The 18,496-nt window shown below is 67.2% G+C and carries 12 protein-coding genes; 7 read left to right on the top strand and 5 right to left on the bottom strand.

Annotated features, from left to right (window positions below):
- The first annotated feature begins 3 nt into the window (after positions 1 to 3).
- The 6 genes from AC5STI_RS09710 to AC5STI_RS09735 are packed head-to-tail and all read left to right on the top strand — an operon-like array spanning position 4 to position 10,534.
- Entirely contained in the window at positions 4 to 1,020 is a 1,017-nt protein-coding gene (locus AC5STI_RS09710; protein WP_495446525.1) for a glycosyltransferase family 2 protein, read from the top strand.
- The gene (locus tag AC5STI_RS09715) at positions 1,017 to 5,579 is read left to right on the top strand and encodes a MupA/Atu3671 family FMN-dependent luciferase-like monooxygenase (protein ID WP_495446526.1); all 4,563 of its coding nucleotides are present in this window, start codon (positions 1,017 to 1,019) and stop codon (positions 5,577 to 5,579) included. Before AC5STI_RS09710 ends, AC5STI_RS09715 begins: the two co-directional genes overlap by 4 nt.
- Positions 5,576 to 6,265, top strand: a complete 690-nt coding sequence (locus AC5STI_RS09720) for a 4'-phosphopantetheinyl transferase family protein (RefSeq protein ID WP_495446527.1) — start codon at positions 5,576 to 5,578, stop codon at positions 6,263 to 6,265. Before AC5STI_RS09715 ends, AC5STI_RS09720 begins: the two co-directional genes overlap by 4 nt.
- Entirely contained in the window at positions 6,265 to 7,200 is a 936-nt protein-coding gene (locus AC5STI_RS09725) for a hypothetical protein (protein ID WP_495447752.1), read from the top strand. The genes AC5STI_RS09720 and AC5STI_RS09725 overlap by 1 nt, the downstream gene beginning before the upstream one ends.
- Positions 7,197 to 9,701, top strand: coding sequence for a hypothetical protein (locus tag AC5STI_RS09730; protein ID WP_495446528.1), 2,505 nt, complete (start codon positions 7,197 to 7,199; stop codon positions 9,699 to 9,701). The genes AC5STI_RS09725 and AC5STI_RS09730 overlap by 4 nt, the downstream gene beginning before the upstream one ends.
- Entirely contained in the window at positions 9,698 to 10,534 is an 837-nt protein-coding gene (locus AC5STI_RS09735; protein WP_495446529.1) for a glycosyltransferase family 2 protein, read from the top strand. The genes AC5STI_RS09730 and AC5STI_RS09735 overlap by 4 nt, the downstream gene beginning before the upstream one ends.
- Positions 10,535 to 10,701: 167 nt before the next feature.
- Here AC5STI_RS09735 and AC5STI_RS09740 read toward each other — a convergent pair whose 3' ends face one another.
- The gene (locus AC5STI_RS09740) at positions 10,702 to 11,907 is read right to left on the bottom strand and encodes a glycosyltransferase (RefSeq protein ID WP_495446530.1); all 1,206 of its coding nucleotides are present in this window, start codon (positions 11,905 to 11,907) and stop codon (positions 10,702 to 10,704) included.
- 238 nt (positions 11,908 to 12,145) lie between these two features.
- Here AC5STI_RS09740 and AC5STI_RS09745 point away from each other — a divergent pair, with 238 nt between their 5' ends.
- Positions 12,146 to 13,516, top strand: coding sequence for an oligosaccharide flippase family protein (locus AC5STI_RS09745; protein ID WP_495446531.1), 1,371 nt, complete (start codon positions 12,146 to 12,148; stop codon positions 13,514 to 13,516).
- A 109-nt stretch (positions 13,517 to 13,625) separates the two neighbouring features.
- Here AC5STI_RS09745 and AC5STI_RS09750 read toward each other — a convergent pair whose 3' ends face one another.
- The 4 genes from AC5STI_RS09750 to AC5STI_RS09765 form a co-directional block, all read right to left on the bottom strand.
- Positions 13,626 to 14,867: a GumC domain-containing protein gene (locus AC5STI_RS09750; protein WP_495446532.1), complete on the bottom strand. Its 1,242-nt coding sequence runs from the start codon at positions 14,865 to 14,867 to the stop codon at positions 13,626 to 13,628.
- A 136-nt stretch (positions 14,868 to 15,003) separates the two neighbouring features.
- Positions 15,004 to 15,855 carry a CpsD/CapB family tyrosine-protein kinase gene (locus AC5STI_RS09755; RefSeq protein WP_495446533.1) on the bottom strand — a complete coding sequence of 284 codons (852 nt, stop codon included), beginning with the start codon at positions 15,853 to 15,855 and terminating at the stop codon, positions 15,004 to 15,006.
- Positions 15,856 to 16,014: 159 nt separating this feature from the next.
- On the bottom strand, positions 16,015 to 16,812 hold the full coding sequence (locus AC5STI_RS09760) for a sugar transferase (RefSeq protein ID WP_495446534.1): 798 nt from the start codon (positions 16,810 to 16,812) through the stop codon (positions 16,015 to 16,017).
- 389 nt (positions 16,813 to 17,201) lie between these two features.
- A complete protein-coding gene (locus AC5STI_RS09765; protein WP_495446535.1) occupies positions 17,202 to 18,245 on the bottom strand; it encodes an AraC family transcriptional regulator in 1,044 nt (347 codons plus the stop codon).
- Positions 18,246 to 18,496 lie beyond the last annotated feature (251 nt).

The following is an 18,496-nucleotide window of genomic DNA, read 5'->3' on the forward strand; positions in this document are numbered from 1 at the left end:
GGCATGAGCCAGCAGCGCATCCTCACCATTCTATTGAACTACCGAACGCCGGAGATGACCCTGCAGGCGGCAGAGGCGGCCCTGCGCGAGATGGAGGACCTGCCGGGCGAGCTGCTGATCATCGACAACGGCTCCGGCGACGGATCCTTTGACCATATCCGCAAAGAGGCAGAGGCCCGCGGCTGGCTGGACAGCGGGCGGCTGCGGCTGCTGGCCTCACCGGTCAACGGCGGCTTCGGCGCAGGCATGAACATCGGCATCCAGGCGGGCCTCGCGGACGGCAGCGCGCCGGAGTTCTATTACCTCTTGAACTCCGACGCCTTTGTCCAAGGCAGCACCATCCGCACCCTGCGCGACTTCCTGCTGGAACGCCCCGGCGCGGGGCTTGCCGGCTCCTATGTGCATGGAACCGATGGGGAGCCGCACCGCACCGCCTTCCGCTTCCCCTCCATCGCGGGGGAGTTCGAGGCCAGCGTGCGCACTGGCATCTTTACCCGCCTCCTAAGACCCTGGGTGGTGGCGATGGAGATGCCGCGGGGCGAGGTGCAAGTCGACTGGACCGCCGGCGCCAGCCTGATGATCCGCCGCGAGGTGATCGAAGCCGTGGGCGGTTTCGACGAGACCTTCTTCCTCTATTTCGAGGAGACCGACCTCTGCCGCCGTGCCGCCCGCGCGGGCTGGCGCACCCACTATGTGCCCGCCAGTGAGGTTGCGCACATCGGCTCCGCCTCCACCGGGATGAGGGGCTGGCAGCGCACGCCCGGCTACTGGTTCGACTCGCGCCTGCACTACTTTGTCAAAAACCACGGCCGCGCCTATGCCGCCGCAGCCGCCCTGGCCCGCATCAGCGGCAGCCTGATCTACGGCCTGCGCCGCCTCATCCAGAACAAGCCGCAAGCGGATCCGCCGCATTTCCTGCGCGATCTCTGCCTGCACAGCCTGCGCGCGCTGATTGCGCCGCGCCGCACACCGCCTTCGGAAACGCGCCTCCCTTCTCCGCTTGCAAAGGAGCAGAAATGACCGCATTCACCTGTGCCCTGATCGGCAATGAATCCCTTCTGATCGGCTGTGCCGATGCGCTGCTGGCCCGTGGCCACCAGATCCGGGCTGTCGTTTCACAGGACGCGGACATCCGCGCCTGGGCCGTGGATAAGGGGCTGGAAGTGCTGGATAAACCCGCCGGCCTGACCGGCGGTTTCGACTGGCTGCTGTCGATAGCCAACCTCACCGTGATCCCGGATAATGTGCTGGCCCTAGCCGCCACGGGCGCGGTCAACTTCCACGACGGACCCCTGCCTCAATACGCGGGCCTCAACACCCCCAACTGGGCGCTGATCAACGGCGAGCCGCAGCACGGCATCACCTGGCACCTGATCGAGGGCGGCGTCGACGAGGGCGATATCCTGGCCCAGCGGATGTTCGACGTGGCGGCGGATGAGACCGCCTTCAGCCTCAACTCCAAATGCTACGCCGCAGCGATGGACAGCTTTGGCGAGGTCGTCACCCAGCTGGAAACCGGCGATCTGAGCCGCCGGAAACAAGACCTGAGCCAGCGCCGCCTGTTCAGAAAATCCGACCGCCCGGCCGCGGGCGGTATGCTGGACTTCACCCGCCCTTCGGCGGAACTCGCCCGGCTGGTGCGGGCGCTTGACACCGGCGGCTACTGGAACCCGATGTGCGCCGCCAAGCTGCGCGTCGGCGGGACCATTGTGCTGGCCGGCGGCGCGGAAATTGCGGAGGGCAGTGGCGAGCCGGGCACCGTGCTTGAGACCGGTAAAGCCAGCATAAAAATCGCCACCGGTGACGGCGCCCTGACCCTGTCCCGCCTGACCACACCCGCGGGCCAACCGCTGGACATCTCCAAACTGGTCAAAGCCGGAGACATGGTTCCCTCCCTGACCGCAGCAGAGGCCGAGGCTCTCACCGCCCGTCTTGCTGCGGTCCAAACCGGCGAAAGCCATTGGCGCCAGCGGCTTGCGGCGATGCAGCCGGTGCAGGTGCCGCTGGCCTTGGATGCGGGTGGAAGCGGCTCCATCCGCCGTGAAATTTCAATGCCTGCGGGTCTCAGCGAAGAACATGCCGCCGCTGCCGCGCTTGCCTTTGCCCTGCTCAGCAGCGGCGGCGAAACCGGTGATGCGGCGCTGTCTGTGGAGGGGATGGAGGGCCTGCCCGGCCTGATCTCAGCCTGGGTGCCCTTGCAGACCCGGCGGCAGGACAGCGTTGCGGCCCTCGTGGAGCACACCGCGCAAGAGATTGGCAAGGCACGGAAATCCGGCGGCTTTGCCGAGGACCTGGTGGCCCGCGATCCGGAGATTTCGGCGCAGGCCATGCCCGGCATCGGCCTGATGCTTGGCCGGGATACCGCGGTCGAAGGCTGCACCGCCACCATCGCCCTGACCGGTGGCGCCATGGCGCTGCACTGCGACGCGGCCACCCTCACGCCAGATGCTGCGACCTTGCTGGCCGCCCGGCTGGAACTGGTTCTGAGCGCCATCGCCGGGGACGGAAACCGCCCGGTTGCAGAGCTGCCCTTCCTGCCCGAGGCTGAGCGCAAACTGCTGCTGGAGGACTGGAACCAGACCGCATCGGACTATCCCGCAGATCTGACCATCCACGCCGCGTTTGAGGCGCAGGCCGCCCGGACCCCAGAGGCCTCCGCGCTGGTATTCGAGGACCAGAGCTTCACCTACGCCGAGGTCAACGCCCGCGCCAATACGGTGGCCAGGCTCTTGCGTGAAATGAACGTTAAACCGGGCAGCCATGTGGGCATCCACATCCGCCGCGCGCCGGAGCTGGTTTTTGCCGCGCTTGGTGTGATGAAGGCCGGCGGCGCCTATGTGCCGCTGGACCCCGCCTACCCCGCCGACCGCATCGCGCATTACATCGCCGACAGCCAGGCGCAGGTGATCGTGACGCAAGCCGCGCTGGCCGCCAGCCTGCCTGCCTCAGACGCGCAGGTGCTGGAGATTGAATCTGTCCCCGCGGGGACGGAGGAGAATTTCGACGGCGGCGCGACCGGCAGCGATCTGGCCTACCTGATCTATACCTCCGGCTCTACCGGCGTGCCCAAGGGGGTGATGGTCACCCACGCCAATGTCTCGAACTTCTTTGCCGGCATGGATCAGCGCATCCCGCACCAGCCCGGAGACGCCTGGCTGGCGGTCACCAGCCTCAGCTTCGACATCTCGGTACTGGAGCTGTTCTGGCCCCTCACGCGCGGCTTCAAGCTGGTGCTGTCGAGCGACGAAAGCCGGCTGGAGCTGTCCAAGGGGCCGGTGGCCCTGTCGGACCGCAAGATGGATTTCAACCTGTTCTACTGGGGCAATGACGACGGACCGGGGCCGCAGAAATACCATCTGCTGCTGGAAGGCGCCAAGTTTGCAGACCGGCACGGGTTCAACGCGGTCTGGACACCGGAACGGCACTTCCACGCCTTTGGCGGGCCATATCCGAACCCGTCGGTAACGGGTGCCGCGGTTGCCGCGGTGACGCAGAACATCGGTGTGCGCTCCGGCTCTTGCGTGGCGCCCTTGCACCATCCGGCGCGGATTGCCGAGGAATGGGCGGTGATCGACAACCTGACCGCCGGGCGTGCGGGCATCGGCTTTGCCTCCGGCTGGCAGCCCGACGATTTCATCCTCCGCCCAGAGAACACACCACCCGCCAACAAACCCGCGATGTTCGAAGCGATTGAAACCGTGCGCAAGCTCTGGCGCGGCGAGGAAGTGGCCTTCCCCCGCAAGGACGGCGGCGAGCACAGCGTGATCACCCAGCCCCGCCCGGTCTCCAAGGAGCTTCCGGTCTGGGTCACCACCGCGGGCAACCCGGAAACCTGGCGCGAGGCCGGGGCGATCGGGGCAAACGTGCTGACCCACCTGCTGGGCCAGAGCATTGATGAGGTCGCGGGCAAGATCCGCATCTACCACGAGGCCCTGCGCGAGGCAGGCCACGACCCCGCGGATTTCAAGGTCACGCTGATGCTGCACAGCTATCTGGCGGAGACCCGCGAGGAGGCCCGACGGGTGGCGCGGGAGCCGATGAAGGACTACCTGCGCTCCGCCGCCGGGCTGATCAAGCAGTACGCCTGGGCCTTCCCCGCCTTCAAGAAACCGGAGGGGGTGAACAACCCGTTCGAGATGGACCTGGGGATGCTGTCGGAGGAGGAACTGGAGGCGATCCTCGACTTTGCCTTTGAGCGCTATTTCGAGGACTCCGGCCTGTTCGGCACCATCGGGGACGCCTGCGAGCGGGTGGAGCAGCTGAAGCGTATCGGTGTGGATGAAGTGGCCTGCCTGATCGACTATGGCATTGCGCCCGGCGTGGTGCTGGAGGGGCTGAAACCCCTGGCCGAGGTGCTGCGCCTGTCGAACGCGCCGCAGGAGCTGGCGGCGGATGATTTCTCGCTGGCGGCGCAGATCGTGCGGCATGGGGTGAGCCACATGCAGTGCACGCCGTCGATGGCGCGGATGATTGCCGCGGATGCAGATGCCAGCGCCTGTCTGGGCCAGTTGCAGCATCTGCTGGTCGGCGGCGAGGCGCTGCCCGGTGATCTGGTGCAGGCGCTGCGCGAGGCGACCCGGGCGGAGATCCACAACATGTACGGCCCGACCGAGACGACGATCTGGTCCACGGTGGAGAAAATCGGAGTTGTCCCCGCGGGGGCGGCCGGGATTGGCACGCCGATTGCCAATACGCAGGTCTATGTGCTGGACGAAAAACAATTGCCTGTCCCCGCGGGGACTCCCGGCGAATTGTATGTCGGCGGCGCAGGTGTCACCGCAGGCTACTGGCAGCGTGAGGAGCTGACGTCTGAACGGTTTGTAAACGCACCGTTCGCTGAAGGCCGCCTGTACCGCACCGGCGATCTCGTGCGCTGGACGGCGGGTGGCACGCTTATGTTCCTAGGCCGAACCGACCATCAGGTGAAAATCCGGGGCCAGCGGATCGAGCTGGGTGAGATCGAGGCAGCGCTGGCGGCGCAGCCGGGTGTGACCGGTGCCGTGGTGGTGCCGCGCGGTGACGCAGGAGCCGAGCAGCTGATTGGGTATGTCACCGCCTCTGCACCGGTGTCCGAGGACACGCTGAAACAGGCGCTCGCGGCCCGGCTGGCAGAAGTGATGGTGCCTGCGCATATCGTCACGCTGGCGGCTTTCCCGCTGACACCGAACAAGAAAATCGACCGCAAGGCGCTGCCGGACCCGCAGCCGGCGCGGACCGAAGCCGTGCCAGCGGTGCCGCTGGATGCGGGTGCGCAGGCCAGGATCGCCACGGTCTGGGGACGCATTCTCGGTGTCAGCGGCATCGGGGCGCAAGATAACTTCTTTGCGCTCGGCGGCCATTCGCTGCTGGCGGTGCAGGCGCACCGGGAGCTGCGCGCAGAACTGGGCACGGCGGCGTTGTCGATCACCGATATATTCCGCTTCCCGACGCTGGCGGGGCTGGCGGCGCATATCGAGGGGCTTGCAGGCACCCCGGCAAATACGGAAGAACAGCCGCAGGAGACCGCAGGGCCGGACCGCGCTGACACCATGTCGAAACGGCGGGCGATGCGGGCAAACCGCAGGGCAAGGGCCGGATGACAGAGACCAACAGCAAACTGGCAGAGCGGCTGGCCCTGGTCCGGCCGCTTTTTGCCGCCGACGTGGCGCTGGCCGGGGCGGATCCGCTGGGCGCGCCGCCGGCGCCCTTGGCGGCTGAGGCCGCGGGGCTGTCGCCCAATGCGGTGGAGAAGCGGCGCAACGAGTTTGCTGCCGGGCGGTCCGCGGTGCATCAGGCGATGGTGCAACTAGGCTTTCCCCCTGCCCCGGTGCAGGTTGGCAGCGACCGGGCGCCGGTCTGGCCTGCGGGCGTGGTCGGCTCGATCACCCACACCAAGAGCTGCGCCATGGCGGTGCTGGCGCGCGAAGGCGAGGTGCAGGCCTTGGGTATCGACGTGGAGGAAGACACGCCGCTGAAGGATGAGCTGCTGCCCGCGATCTGCTCGGACCGGGAACAGGCCTGGCTGAAGGGCCAGGACAATCCGGGGCAGATGGCGAAGGTGATCTTTTCCGCCAAGGAAGCGGCTTACAAGGCCCAGTACACGCTGAGCCGGGCGTTTTACGGATTTGACGGGATGGAGCTGGAATTCGATCTGGCGGCGGGGGCCTATCAGGCGTTTTTCACCGCCGACCGGCCGCCGTTTGCGCGTGGCGAGGCGGTTGGCGGGCGGTTTGCGGTTGGCGCGGGCCTGATCATGACTACGGCGGAAATCCGGGGGCGCGGATGATGGGGCGGCGCGGGTTTCTGGCCTTGGGGGCTGCCGCCGCCACGCTGGGGCTGATGGTGTTTGCAACCCGCAGCCGGTCCGTGCCGGTGCCGCCGCCGCTGACCCCGCCGGGGGGGCCGCTGAAGGTGTTTCACTTGGGCCATTCGCTGGTCGGGCCGGACATGCCGCATATGCTGGCGCAGCTGGCGCCGGAGGGGCACGGGTATAACAGCCAGCTTGGGTCCGGCACCTCTCTCCGGGCGCATTGGGAGCCGGGGGAGGATATCCTTAATTTTGAGACGGCCAACCGCGCGCCTGCCTTCCGGGAGGCGAGGGAGGCCATCGGGTCGGGCGAATACGGCGCGTTGGTGCTGACCGAAATGGTCGAGCTGCGCGACGCAATCAAGTATTTCGATGCGGCCAAGTATCTGGGGAAATGGGCCGATCTGGCGCGCAAGGCTTCGCCGCAAACCCGCCTGTACCTCTATGAGACCTGGCACCGGCTGGATGATGCAGGTGGCTGGCTGGAGCGGATAGATGGCGATCTGGAGGCCCTGTGGGTGGGCAAGCTGCTGGGACCAGACAGCCGCCAGAACCCTCAGCATCCGGTGTATCTGATCCCCGGCGGCCAGGTGCTGGCGGCGGTGGCGCGGGCGGCGGAGGCTGGCGAGATCCCGGGCCTGGCTTCACGTGAATCGCTGTTTGCGCGCACACCCGACGGGGACTTGGACACGATCCATATCAATGACTTGGGCGCCTATGCGGTGGCGCTGACGCATTACACGGTGCTGTATCAGCGCTCTCCGGTCGGCTTGCCGCATGAACTGAGCCGCGCCGATGCCACCCCGGCAGAGGCCTTCAGCGCAGAGGCGGCGGCCAAGGTGCAGCAGATCGTCTGGCAGGTTGTGCGCCGCCTGCCCCGCACCGGTCTGGCCGCGGCGGGAGCCCCGGCATGAACCTGGACGCGCTGATCACCTCGGTTGTGATGATCGGCCATTCGCTGTTCGGTCCGGACAATCCGCAGATGCTGGAGCAGCTGCTGGACGCGCGCGCGGAGGCGGCGGTGGAGGCGCAGATCATCAATGGCGCGCCGCTCAGCTACAACTGGCAGCACAGCAGCACGGCGGAGGGCGTTGATTCACGTGAAAGGCTGCGCCAGCCAGCGGATGCGGTGATCGTGACCGAGGCGATCCCCTTGGCCAATCACCTGAAGTGGAGCGATACCGGAGGCGCCGTCACCCGGTATTATGAGCTGGCGCGGGCGGCGAACCCGGAGGTGGACTTCTATCTGCAGGAAACCTGGCACAGCCTGAACAGCGGCACCGGTGCCGCGGTGCCCTTTGACGATGGCGCGGATGTGACCTGGCGGCAGCGGCTGGAGCAGGATCTGCCGCGCTGGCAGGCCTTGGTGGACGAGGTCAATGCGGCAACCGGCGGTGATGTGAAGCTGCTGCCCGCGGGCCAGGCTATGGCGCGGCTCGACGATGCGATCCGCGCGGGCACGATGCCGGGGCTCAGCAGCATCCGCGATGTCTTTGCCGATGACATCCACCCCAATGCCACGGGGTTCTACTTTCTGGCGCTGCTGCAATATGCGGTGCTGACCGGCAACAACCCCGCGGGCCTGCCGCACCGGCTGGCTGACCGCTGGGGCAAACCCTACCAGGCGCCCCCGCCTGGTTTGGCGGAGCGGTTGCAGGACATTGCCTGGGCCGCAGCACAAGGCGACAGCGTGCGCACCGCTGCCTTGCCCGCGGAACCGGCGGCGCTGCCGCAGGATCCGGTGCTGCCCGTGCTGAACGCTGCGGTTCTGGAAGACGTGCCGGAGCTGACAGGAAAACCCGCCCGCCAGCCCATCGCCATCAACCTGGCGGGGATTGCCGACTGGAGCACCCAGACGCCGTTCCTCGACCATTTCAAGACCGCGCGGCCCTGGATCGGCCATCTGCCCGGACAATGGGGCGGCGCAGATCATGGCGACCTGCTGGCCGCCGGCTATCTGGATCCGGATGGCTGGCCCACCGCGATCCCGCCGGAGCTGGGCTCGATCGGGACGGTGATCCTGACCGACTTGCCGGAGGACGCGGTCTCGTTGAAAGGCCGCTATGTGCTGCGGTTTGAAGGTACAGGCATCGTCGAGGTCTCGGGCCGCGCGGAAAACGTCCGCTATGGCAAGGGCGAGGTGCGGTTTGATTACACTCCCGGCCCCGGCCCGGTGGAGATCCGTATCCAGCGCATGGGCCGGGATGGCGGCTATGTCCGCAACATCACCGTGGTGAAGGAAGAGCATCTGGAGGCCTTTGACGGCGGCGCCCTGTTCAACCCGCTGTGGCTGGAGCGGCTGGAGGGGTTTGCCGCGCTACGGTTCATGGACTGGATGGCCACCAATGACTCCGGCCAGACCGGCTGGGAGGACCGCCCCCTGCCGCAGGATTACACCTGGGCGCTGAAAGGCGTGCCGGCCGAGGTGATGGTGGCGCTGGCCAATACGCTGGGCGCCGATCCCTGGTTCACCATGCCGCATATGGCGGATGACAGCTATGTCCGGCAGTTCGCCCGGCTGGCGGAGCGCGGGCTGGACGAGGATCTGCGCGCCTATGTGGAATATTCCAACGAGGTCTGGAACTGGCAGTTCCAGCAGGCCGCCTGGGCCGATGCGCAGGCACAGGCGCGCTGGGGCGGCGAGGGCCTGTGGATGCAGTTCTATGGCGGCCGCGCGGCGGAGGTGGCGCAGATCTGGACAGAGGTTTTCGGAGCGGACAGCGGCCGGCTGGTGCGGGTGATCTCCTCGCAGACCGGCTGGCTGGGGCTGGAGGAGCAGGTGCTGACGGCGCCGCTGTGGAAGGCGGAACGGGCAGACAGGCTGGCGCCTGCTGCCTATTTCGACGCCTATGCGGTAACCGGCTATTTCGGCGGCATCCTGGGGCTGAAGGACCGCGCCGGGCAGGTCCGCGCCTGGATCGCCGCCAGCCGGGATCAGGCCCGGGCGGTTGCCGCCGAGCGCGGGCTGACAGGTGCGGCGGCGGCGGAATTTATCGAGCGGCACCAGTATGATGCGGCCTCAGCCCAGGCAGGGGCCGAGCTGCGCGATGGGCTGATCTCGGGCGACAGCGCCGACACGCTGGCGGATCTTCTGGGCCGGGTGCTGCCGTATCATGCGGGCGTCGCGCGAAAGCACGGGCTGGAGCTGATCATGTATGAGGGCGGCAGCCATGTGGTCGGCATCGGCCCGATGGTGGAGGACAGCACGCTGACAGGCTTTTTCACCCACTTCAACTATACGCCCGAAATGGGCGCGCTCTACCGTGAGCTGCTGGCGGGCTGGCGCGCGCTTGGCGGGTCGCTGTTCACCGCCTACGCCGATGTGGGCGTGCCCGGCAAATGGGGCAGCTGGGGGGCCTTGCGAACCCTGAGCGACGCCAACCCGCGCTGGGACGCACTGGAGGCGGTGAAATGACCCCCCGGGTGTCGGTGCTGATCCCGGCCCATAACGAGGCGGGTTATATCGGGTACTGCCTGGAGGCGGTGTTCGCCTCCGACCCGCTGCCGGGCGGCATGACGGGCGAGGTGCTGGTGCTGGCAAACGGCTGCACCGACGCGACCGCGGCGCTGGCCCGGGCGTTTGAGCCACCGTCCGGCTGGGCGCTCAGTGTGCTGGAGCAGCCGGAGGGCGGAAAACTGCGGGCGCTGACGGCGGGCGACACCGCGGCGCGCGGGGATATCCTGATCTACCTGGATGCCGACGTGGGGGTCTCGCCCGCGCTGATCCCGCAACTGGCTGAGGCCCTGGCGGATGGCGCGCCGCGCTATGCCAGCGGCCGCCCGCAGGTGGCCCCTGCCCGCAGTGCGGTGACCCGGGCCTATGCGCGGCTGTGGACACGGCTGCCGTTCTTTTCCCGCGGCGTGCCGGGTTTTGGCGTCTTTGCCATGAACCGCGCCGGGCGGGAGCGCTGGGGGGACTGGCCCGATATCATCGCCGACGACATCTTTGCCCGGCTGAGTTTTGCTCCGGCGGAACGGGTGCAGGTGGAGGCAAGCTACAGCTGGCCGATGGTGGAAGGGTTCCGAAACCTGGTGCGGGTGCGGCGGCGGCAGAATGCCGGGGTGGCGGAAGTGGCGGCCAGGTTCCCGCAGCTGATGCGGAACGATGGCAAGCGGCCGCCGGACGGTGGGGCGGTTCTGAAGCTGCTGGTGACGGATCCAGCCGGGTTTCTGATTTACAGCGCGGTTGCTCTGGCGGTCAAAACGCCTCTCTTTGCCTCCCGGTCCCGCTGGGCCCGCGGCCGCTGATTGCGGTTGCACAAGCGAAACCCTCCCGCGCCCGCAGGATGCCCTGGCTGCGCCAGCGCACCCTTGGCGGCCTTGGGCCAGGCTCAGCGCCAAGGGCGCTGAGCCTGGCCCAACGGGAGCGGTGCATCTCGCAGATGCGCCGGCGACCGGCGGGAGAGTTCCCGCGGCTAATGCTGGATGACTTCGCGGAAATGCGCGGCGAGTTTGGCTGCCTCGCTTTCGCTGTCGTGGTGCTCCAGCACCCGGGCGCGGCCGGCCTGTCCCATGGCGGCAAGCCTGTCCGGCGGTGTTTGCGCCAGCGCCAGAACGGCTTCTGCCAATGCGGCCTCATCCCCGGCCGCCACCAGCCAGCCGGTTTGCTCCGGCACGACCAGTTCGGGCGTGCCGGCAATATATGTCGCGACCACCGGACGGGCGGCGGCCATCGCCTCCATCACCACCATCGGCAGGCCTTCGGCGAAGGAGGGCATAACCAGCGCGTGGGAGCGGGCCAGCTCTGTCCGCACGCCGTCTTCCGGCAGCCAGCCGGTCAGGGTGATGTTGCCGCCTAGTCCCTGCCGGGCGATCGCCGCCTCCAGATCCGCGCGCATCCCCCCGTCGCCGATCAGTACCAGATGCAGGTCCGGGATCTCCCGCACCAGACGTGCCATGGCGCGGACCAGCACCATCTGGCCCTTCTGCTCGACAAACCGCCCGATCGCGGCCAGCCGCAGCGGCCCCTGCGGCAGCGGTGCGGGATCCGCAAAGCGGTCCGGCTGGATGCCGCAGTGCACCACCTTGAGGCTGTCCCATTTGCCGAACGCGGCCCAGCGGCTGAGCTGGCTTTTGCCGAAGCTGCTGACGGCCACGGTGAAGCTGGCCCGGTTGATCTTCTCACCCAGCGACAGGGCGTGCGGCGCATCGAATTCCTCCGGCCCGTGCACCGTGAAGCTGTAGCCCGGGCCGCCCAGCACATGCGCCAGCATCGCCACCGCGGCAGAGTTGGTGCCGAAATGCGCGTGCATGTGCTGCACGCCTTCCGCCGCGCAGCGCTGTTTCACATAGGCCGCCTCGGCCAGGTAGACCAGGTGCCGCAGGACGCCCTTGTCCGAGGCCCGGGCCAGTTTCAGTGCCAGCCTGAGTGCTTGCCCGAAACGGGCCGGCGCCGCCGCTTCCCGCGCCAGAGCCCCCAGCAGACGCCCAGCCCCGGCCTGCAGCACATACTCCGTGCGCGCGGCCTCTGCCTGGTCGCCAGGATCAGCCAAAGCTGCGCCGGCGGGGCGCATCGCCAGACGCAGGATGTCCACGCCCTGACGCTCCAGCGCCTGCAGCTCGCGGCGGATGAAGCTGTGCGAGGGCTGCGGGTAGGTGTTCAGGACATAGGCAATCTTCACCGCTGGGAGATCCGTCTGAAAAGGCAAGTTCCACGGCAGGTTAGCGGCGGTTTGGCGGCTTGCCCAGCACCGCGGGCAGCTTGTCGCGCAGGCGTGGAGAATGCGGCACAGGTGGCGGGATTGTGCGGGAATTTCACACCGCAGCGGCTGACCTCAATCGCCTAAGCGCCCGCGCGATTGACGGCCCTGCCCCGCCTCCCTAGCCTGCGGTGGCGGACGTTGGGGAGCCACGGAAAAGATGCAGCGGGTTGCAGCGCATTTTGCAGGCCAGGGAATGGTGGCGCGGGTGCTGCGCTCGGCCTCATGGCTGATGATCGGCTATGGCGGCAGCCAGGCTTTGCGGCTGGCCTCCAACCTGATCCTGACCCGCATCCTGTTCCCGGAGGCTTTTGGCCTGATGGCGCTGGTCACGGTGGTGACGGTGGGGCTGTCGCTGTTCTCGGACGTGGGCATCGGGCCTTCGATTGCCCAGAACAGGCGGGGGGATGATCCTGAGTTCCTGAACACCGCCTGGACCATTCAGGTGATCCGCGGCTTTGGCCTGTGGGCGCTGACGGCGCTCTTGGCCTGGCCCGCGGCGGCGTTCTATGGCGCGCCGGAGCTGCTGGTCTATCTGCCCATTGCCGGCGCCGGGCTGGCGGTTGCGGGCTTCAACCCGACGCGGATCGAGACCGCGCACCGGCATTTGCTGGCGGGGCGGGTCACGGTGCTGGACCTGGGCGGCCAGGTGATCGGGCTGGCGGCGATGATTGCGCTGGCGCTGGCCACCCAGTCGGTGATTGCGCTGGTGCTGGGCGGGGTGATCCAGGCGGCGGCCAAGCTGGCGCTGTGCCACTACGGCCTGCCGGGCGCGGCCAACCGGTTCCGCTGGGAGAAGGCCGCCGCGCGGGAGCTGATCCATTTCGGCAAGTGGATTTTCCTGTCGACCGCCTTCTGGTTCCTGACCTCGCAGGGGGACCGGGCGATCCTGGGGAAGTTCGTGCCGCTTGAAGTGCTGGGGGTCTATAACATCGGCTATTTCCTGGCGAGCTTTCCGATGCTGCTGGGCCATGCCGTGAACCAGCGGCTGATGATCCCGGTCTACCGCGACAAGCCTGTGCGGGAAGCGCCTGAAAACCTGCGGCGGCAGCGGCAGCTGCGCGGCGGTCTGACCGCAGCGATCCTGGGACTGCTGCTGGTGATGGCCTGGGCCGGGCCATGGCTGGTGCAGCTGCTGTATGATGACAGGTATCTGCAGGCCGGGCCGATGATCGTGCTGATTGCCCTGGCGCTAACGCCGGCGGTGATCACCATGACATATGACCAGGCGGCGCTGGCTGCAGGCGACAGCCGCGGGTTCTTTGTGTTCTCCGCCGCGCGGGCCTGCTTGCAGACGGTTTTGTTCCTCGCCGGAGTAGTCTGGTTCGGGCTGGCGGGCGGCATCGCGGCGCTGGGACTGGCGATGCTGGCCGCCTACCCGGTGCTGGTGCGGCTGGCGCGCCGGCATCACGTTTGGGACCCGCTGCATGATGCGGGTTTTGCGCTGTTCGCCGTTGCGGCAGGCGGAGCGGCGCTGAGCTGGCATTGGGAAGAGGTCACGGCCATGGCAGCGGCGTTGAGTGCACCTTAGGCACGTGCATAGAGGGCAGGATCGAAGTTGTCCGCTGAGGGCAGCGCCCGACTGCGGGCGGAAGCAAAGCGCCCGCCCATGGGGGCGGCCGGGCGAAGGTGCCTGATGTCTAGCTCTTTCGCCTGAACAGTCCACGGCGCGGCGGGCGGGTGTCCATCACCGGGATGGAGACCACCGGGGACAGACCGGTTTCCCGCTCCATCTGAGCGGCGGTGCGCAGCACCGGGTGGCGCAGTTCCTGCAGGAAAGCGGCGAGCAGCGCAGCGAACAGGCTGGCCGCAGCCCCCATCAGAGCCTTGGTCTTGCGGGCGCCGGTTACCGGGTAATCAGGCAGCGGCGCCGGTTCGATCACCGTCAAACGCTCTGCCTGGCGGCCGGTTTCAAGGCGGAAACCCACCTCGGCCTCGTTACGGCGGGCGGTCATCTGTGCAAGTTCCGTCTGCAATTGCTCCAGCCGACGGTCGTAGGCACCCAGCTGTCGCTCCACCTCCGGGGTGGTTTGCAGGGAAGCCTCGAGACCGGACTTGCGCTGGGTCAGCAGCTGCTCCTGTGCCGCCAGCGTGGCCAGCTGCTGCTCCGCTTCCTCCTGCATCCGGCGGGCGGTGGCAGGGCGTTCGGTGGCCTGGGCCTGATCTGCCGCGCGGCGGATTTCGATCCGCTCGCGGGCAATCTCCAGGAGGCCCTCGTTCAAAGCGGCAATCTCGGCCCGGCGGAATTCGATGGTGCCCGGCAGGGTCACATCGTTTTCGTTGCGGTATTCGGCGATCTCATCCTCCAGCGCGGCAACCTGATCGGCCAGCGCGGCCTCCTTACTGGCAAAGAAGCTGAGGGTTTCACGGGCCTGGTCGATGCGGGTGGCGACGCTGAGTTCAATCGTGCGGCGGCCGAATTCGCTGGCGACCTGCTGCGCCTGCTCGGCGGTGGGCATCCGGGCGGTGATGGTCAGCACGGAAATTGTGCCATCGTCGGCAAAGCCCTCGCGGGCGGCGGCAACTCCGGTGATCCGCACCGACTCGCGCAGCAGCGCCACCTTCTGCAACTGGGTAAGTGCCTCCATATCCGCATAGAGGCCGAATTTCTCGATCACCTCCAGCACCGTGCCGCGGGCCATCAGGCGCTGCTCAATCAGCTGCATACGGCGGGCAGAAGACCCTTCGACGGTGGATTTGGCCAGCTCACCTGCGATCTGCGGCTGGGTGACCTGCAGCACCTCTGCGGTTTCATACTCATGCTGCTGCTTGGCCGCGAACCACAGCGACAGCAGACAGCCCAGGACAAAGACGCAGCCGATGGTGAACAGCCTGCGCCGCACCATGTCCAGAAAATCGCCAAGCGAGTAAATCGGCCCCATCTGTCTGCTCTCTTGCCCCCAGTCCGTGCCTATGCCTTTGCCTGTGCCTGGGTCTGTATCGGTTCAGCCTGCCTGGCGGCAGCCCGTGCCGGGATTTTGACCACAGCAACCGGGCAAAACTATGACGCCGCGGCGGTCAGTTCAGCGGGCTGTCCGACTTGCGGGCGCGGTTCAGGACCACGCCCAGAAGTTCCGTGTGGCCGGCCAGCATCCTTTCGCAGGCGGCCAGCTGGGCGGCAGTGGTGCCGGTGCCGTCCGAGATCAGCAATACGGCGTCCACCTGCGGCAGGAAGGCGGCAGTGTCGTCATGCTCCAGCACCGGCGGCAGATCGAAGAGCACGGTATCGGCGCCCGAGCGCAGCATCATCTCGTCCAGAGCCTCGCCGCAGCAGCCGCTGTGCAGCAGTTCCGCCGCGTCCTGATCCGCGGTCTGGTTGAGGCCAACGGCCAGCGAGGGCAGCGGGCGCAGCAGCTGGTCCTCCATCCGGATACTGCCGGAGAGGAATGCGGCCTGATCGCCATGCGCCGCCATCCCAAGCGCCTGCGCCACGCCGGGGCGGCGGAAGTTCATGTCCATCAGGATGGTGCGGCTGCCCGGCACCCGCGCCATGCTCAGCGCCAGATTGACCGCCGAGAAAGTGGTGCCGCTTCCTGCTGCGGGCGCTGTCACCGCGACCCGCTTCCAACCGCGCTCCTTCAAGGTGTGCAGCAGCCGGGTGCGCAGGAGGTCAAAGGATTTGGCCGCAGGCGAGGTGCGGAACCGGCTGACCAGAGGCAGGCGCGCTGCCCGCTGCACCACCGGGTCGAACGGTCCCTGGCGGATCAGGTCCCAAGGCTCCGGCAGGGTTGCCGGCAGCTGCGCCGGAGGCAGTGTGCCCGGTGCCGCCATCGGCGGGGAGGATGCTGCGCCGGCGCCGCCAGCGGACGGCGGCGCAGCAGCCGCTGCCGAGCGGCGGCGGCGGAACCGCTTGAAGCCCTGCTCGCTCATCCCGTCCTCATCGCTGTCCAGTCCCTGTTGCGGGCCGGGCGCCGGGGTGGCAGCACAAGCCCCTGATACTGCAAAATGCTTCACAAACACGCCCTCCGCAATGGCTGGCTGTTCCGCTGCCGCGCCCGGTGCGCAGATCTGCAGCGGAGCAGACAGAAGTTAATATCCCGTCCCCTTCATCACCGCACCGACGGTGCGCCAAAGCAGCCGCAGGTCCCGGCTAAGGGACACGTCCTCCCAGTATTCAAAATCGGCCTGCACACGGCTGTCAAAGCTGCCTTCGTTGCGGACCGAAACCTGCCAGATGCCGGTAATACCCGGGCGCAGCGCAAAGTAAGCACGGGTATCGCCGTAAAGCGGCAGCTGCTTCGGCATCATCGGGCGCGGGCCGATCAGGCTCATGTCGCCCTTGATCACGTTCCACAGCTGCGGCAGCTCATCCAGCGACGTCATCCGCAGCACACGCCCCACGCGGGTGATGCGCGGGTCGTTCTTGAGTTTTTGCGTCTGCTGCCATTCCCAGCGCATGGCCGGATCGGTGGCCAGGTAATGCTGCAGCAAGGCGTCGGCATCGCGCACCATGGTACGCAGCTTTAGAATACGGAACACCTTGCCGCCGCGGCCCAGCCGCGGCTGGGTGTAGAAAGGCCGCCCGCCCTCCAGCCAGAGTGCCGCGGCGCAGAGCGCGATCAGCGGCAGCGTCAACGGCAGGCTGACGGCCACCAGCAGCAAATCCAAGCCCCGCTTGCCTGCCTTCCAGTATCCGCTGCCGCCTGCGCTGCGCGCAGGCCGGACAGCGGGCAGGCGGGGCACCGCGAGACCTGTCAGGCCTGTGTTCATATTGGCCGGCTGCAAGCGCAACTGCTGCAAGGACCGGCGGGCTATTGCGCCCTGCCTGGCCTTCTGCTCGAACTGCGCAAAAGACAGACCCGCCCCATCGGGAACCATGTCTTTCATTTCAAACCCCCGTTTTCCAGCCCGAACTTGGCTGGACCGCCCCCTTGAAAAGGGCGGCTGGTTATAAACTCAAACCGGTATCCCGCGCGCCGTGGGCCGCAGAACGCCTCTACTGATTTTCAGGTTCCAAAACGGGGCGCGCCCCCACGCGCCCGCGTCCATATTGTGCTCCGCCTAAATCCTTGGCGGCCCTGCATTCCGGCAGTCACCCCTAGTTAAACTAAATTTTAGAAAATTCGCGCAAATTGTGGAAAGGCGCCCGGAAACCCCCAAAAAAGCCGCCAGCAAGGGGTGCGGGCGGAAACAATTTCCTGGGGATTCCCGGAATTGTTCCTAATCCAGTTAAATCAGGCGCAGAATCGAAGCAAGCCCAGCGCGATTTGCACCGGTCAACCGCCCCGGAACTGCCCCGGGCTTTGCCCTGTCCAGCGCCGGAAGGCCTCGCTGAAGCTGTTGAGGCCGGAATAGCCGAGCAGGAAGGCAATTTCGGACAGCGAAAGCCTGCTCTCCCGCAGATAGCGGATCGCCAGAGCCTTGCGCAACTCCTCAAGAATGGTGAAGTAGCTGGTGCCTGCCCGTGCCAGCTTGCGCGACAGGGTGCGCGGGCTCATGCCCAGATCCCCCGCCACATTTGCCAGCGACGCCGAACCGCCGGAGAGCCGGGCGGACACTGCTTCTTCGACCTGCGCTGTCAGATCGGTGCTGCCGCGTCCAAGCCCCCGCCCGTGCAGCATCTGGTCGCCAAAGGCGCGCAAGACCCGCAAGAGCAGACGGTCGGCACTCAGCAGCGGCAAGTCCAGATCCTCCGGTTTGAAGACAACGCAGCTGACCGCGGCGCCGAACCGCACCGGGCAGCCGTAGTAGGCCGCCATCTCATCGACACCGCGGCGGTGCCGATGGGCAAAGGCCGCCTGCTGCGGCTCGATCCGGGTCCCGGCGGCCTCGCGCAGGGCGGTGAAGAACAGCGCCGCCAGGAATTCGATGTACTGATCCGCCTTTTGGCCGGAGGCCGCTTTGCAGGACCAGGCGAACTCTCCATGAGACGCGAGACGGGACGTATCGACTTCCCAGCCGCTGCTCATCACCCCGGCATACCGCGCGATATTGCGCAGGAAGCACCCCGCGGTTGGCGAAGTGCGGGCGATGTAGCCCAGCAGGCCCGCCGCGCGCAGGTCGCTGCGGCAGCCGAGGCGAAAGCCGAACAGGGGATCTTTCGACAGCTCTGCGGCCCGGCTGAAAAGACCGGCGATCGCGGCAAAGGGCGCGGCAGGCTCTTCCTGGTTCAACAAGCCCTGGCCGAACCCCGTTCCAGCGAACACTGCGGCAGGGGTAAAGCCCTGTGCCAGCAGATGACGCGCGGCCAGCTGGGCAAATATTGCATTGTGCGGTGCCGGTGCGGCGGGCATGTCTGCGGTCTCTCCTGTTGCTGTCACGGCCGGTTGCGGTGATTGCGGCCAAAGCCGCGGTCCGGACTTGATGGATCCGGCGCAGACAGACGTTCAGAGCAGGCGTGCTGCCGTCAGTCAGTCCGCAGTGCCGGCGCGGTGCAGCCTTTCTGCTGCGCTGCGGCCGCTCCGCCGGGCAGGTGCTGTCCCGGACTGGCCACAGAAAGATGATACTGGATTTTCCATCCGTGACGCAGAGCTTCAAAGCTTGTCATTTGAACAAATCCCGGACGATATAG

The sequence above is a fragment of the Leisingera sp. CC-HEC096 genome (assembly GCF_059429235.1).

Coding starts and splice junctions, on each gene's coding strand:
- AC5STI_RS09720 (WP_495446527.1), top strand. CDS start 5,576: ATGACAGAGACCAACAGCAAACTGGCAGAGCGGCTGGCCCTGGTCCGG.
- AC5STI_RS09750 (WP_495446532.1), bottom strand. CDS start 14,867: ATGGGGCCGATTTACTCGCTTGGCGATTTTCTGGACATGGTGCGGCGC.
- AC5STI_RS09755 (WP_495446533.1), bottom strand. CDS start 15,855: ATGAGCGAGCAGGGCTTCAAGCGGTTCCGCCGCCGCCGCTCGGCAGCG.
- AC5STI_RS09760 (WP_495446534.1), bottom strand. CDS start 16,812: ATGAAAGACATGGTTCCCGATGGGGCGGGTCTGTCTTTTGCGCAGTTC.
- AC5STI_RS09710 (WP_495446525.1), top strand. CDS start 4: ATGAGCCAGCAGCGCATCCTCACCATTCTATTGAACTACCGAACGCCG.
- AC5STI_RS09715 (WP_495446526.1), top strand. CDS start 1,017: ATGACCGCATTCACCTGTGCCCTGATCGGCAATGAATCCCTTCTGATC.
- AC5STI_RS09725 (WP_495447752.1), top strand. CDS start 6,265: ATGGGGCGGCGCGGGTTTCTGGCCTTGGGGGCTGCCGCCGCCACGCTG.
- AC5STI_RS09730 (WP_495446528.1), top strand. CDS start 7,197: ATGAACCTGGACGCGCTGATCACCTCGGTTGTGATGATCGGCCATTCG.
- AC5STI_RS09735 (WP_495446529.1), top strand. CDS start 9,698: ATGACCCCCCGGGTGTCGGTGCTGATCCCGGCCCATAACGAGGCGGGT.
- AC5STI_RS09745 (WP_495446531.1), top strand. CDS start 12,146: ATGCAGCGGGTTGCAGCGCATTTTGCAGGCCAGGGAATGGTGGCGCGG.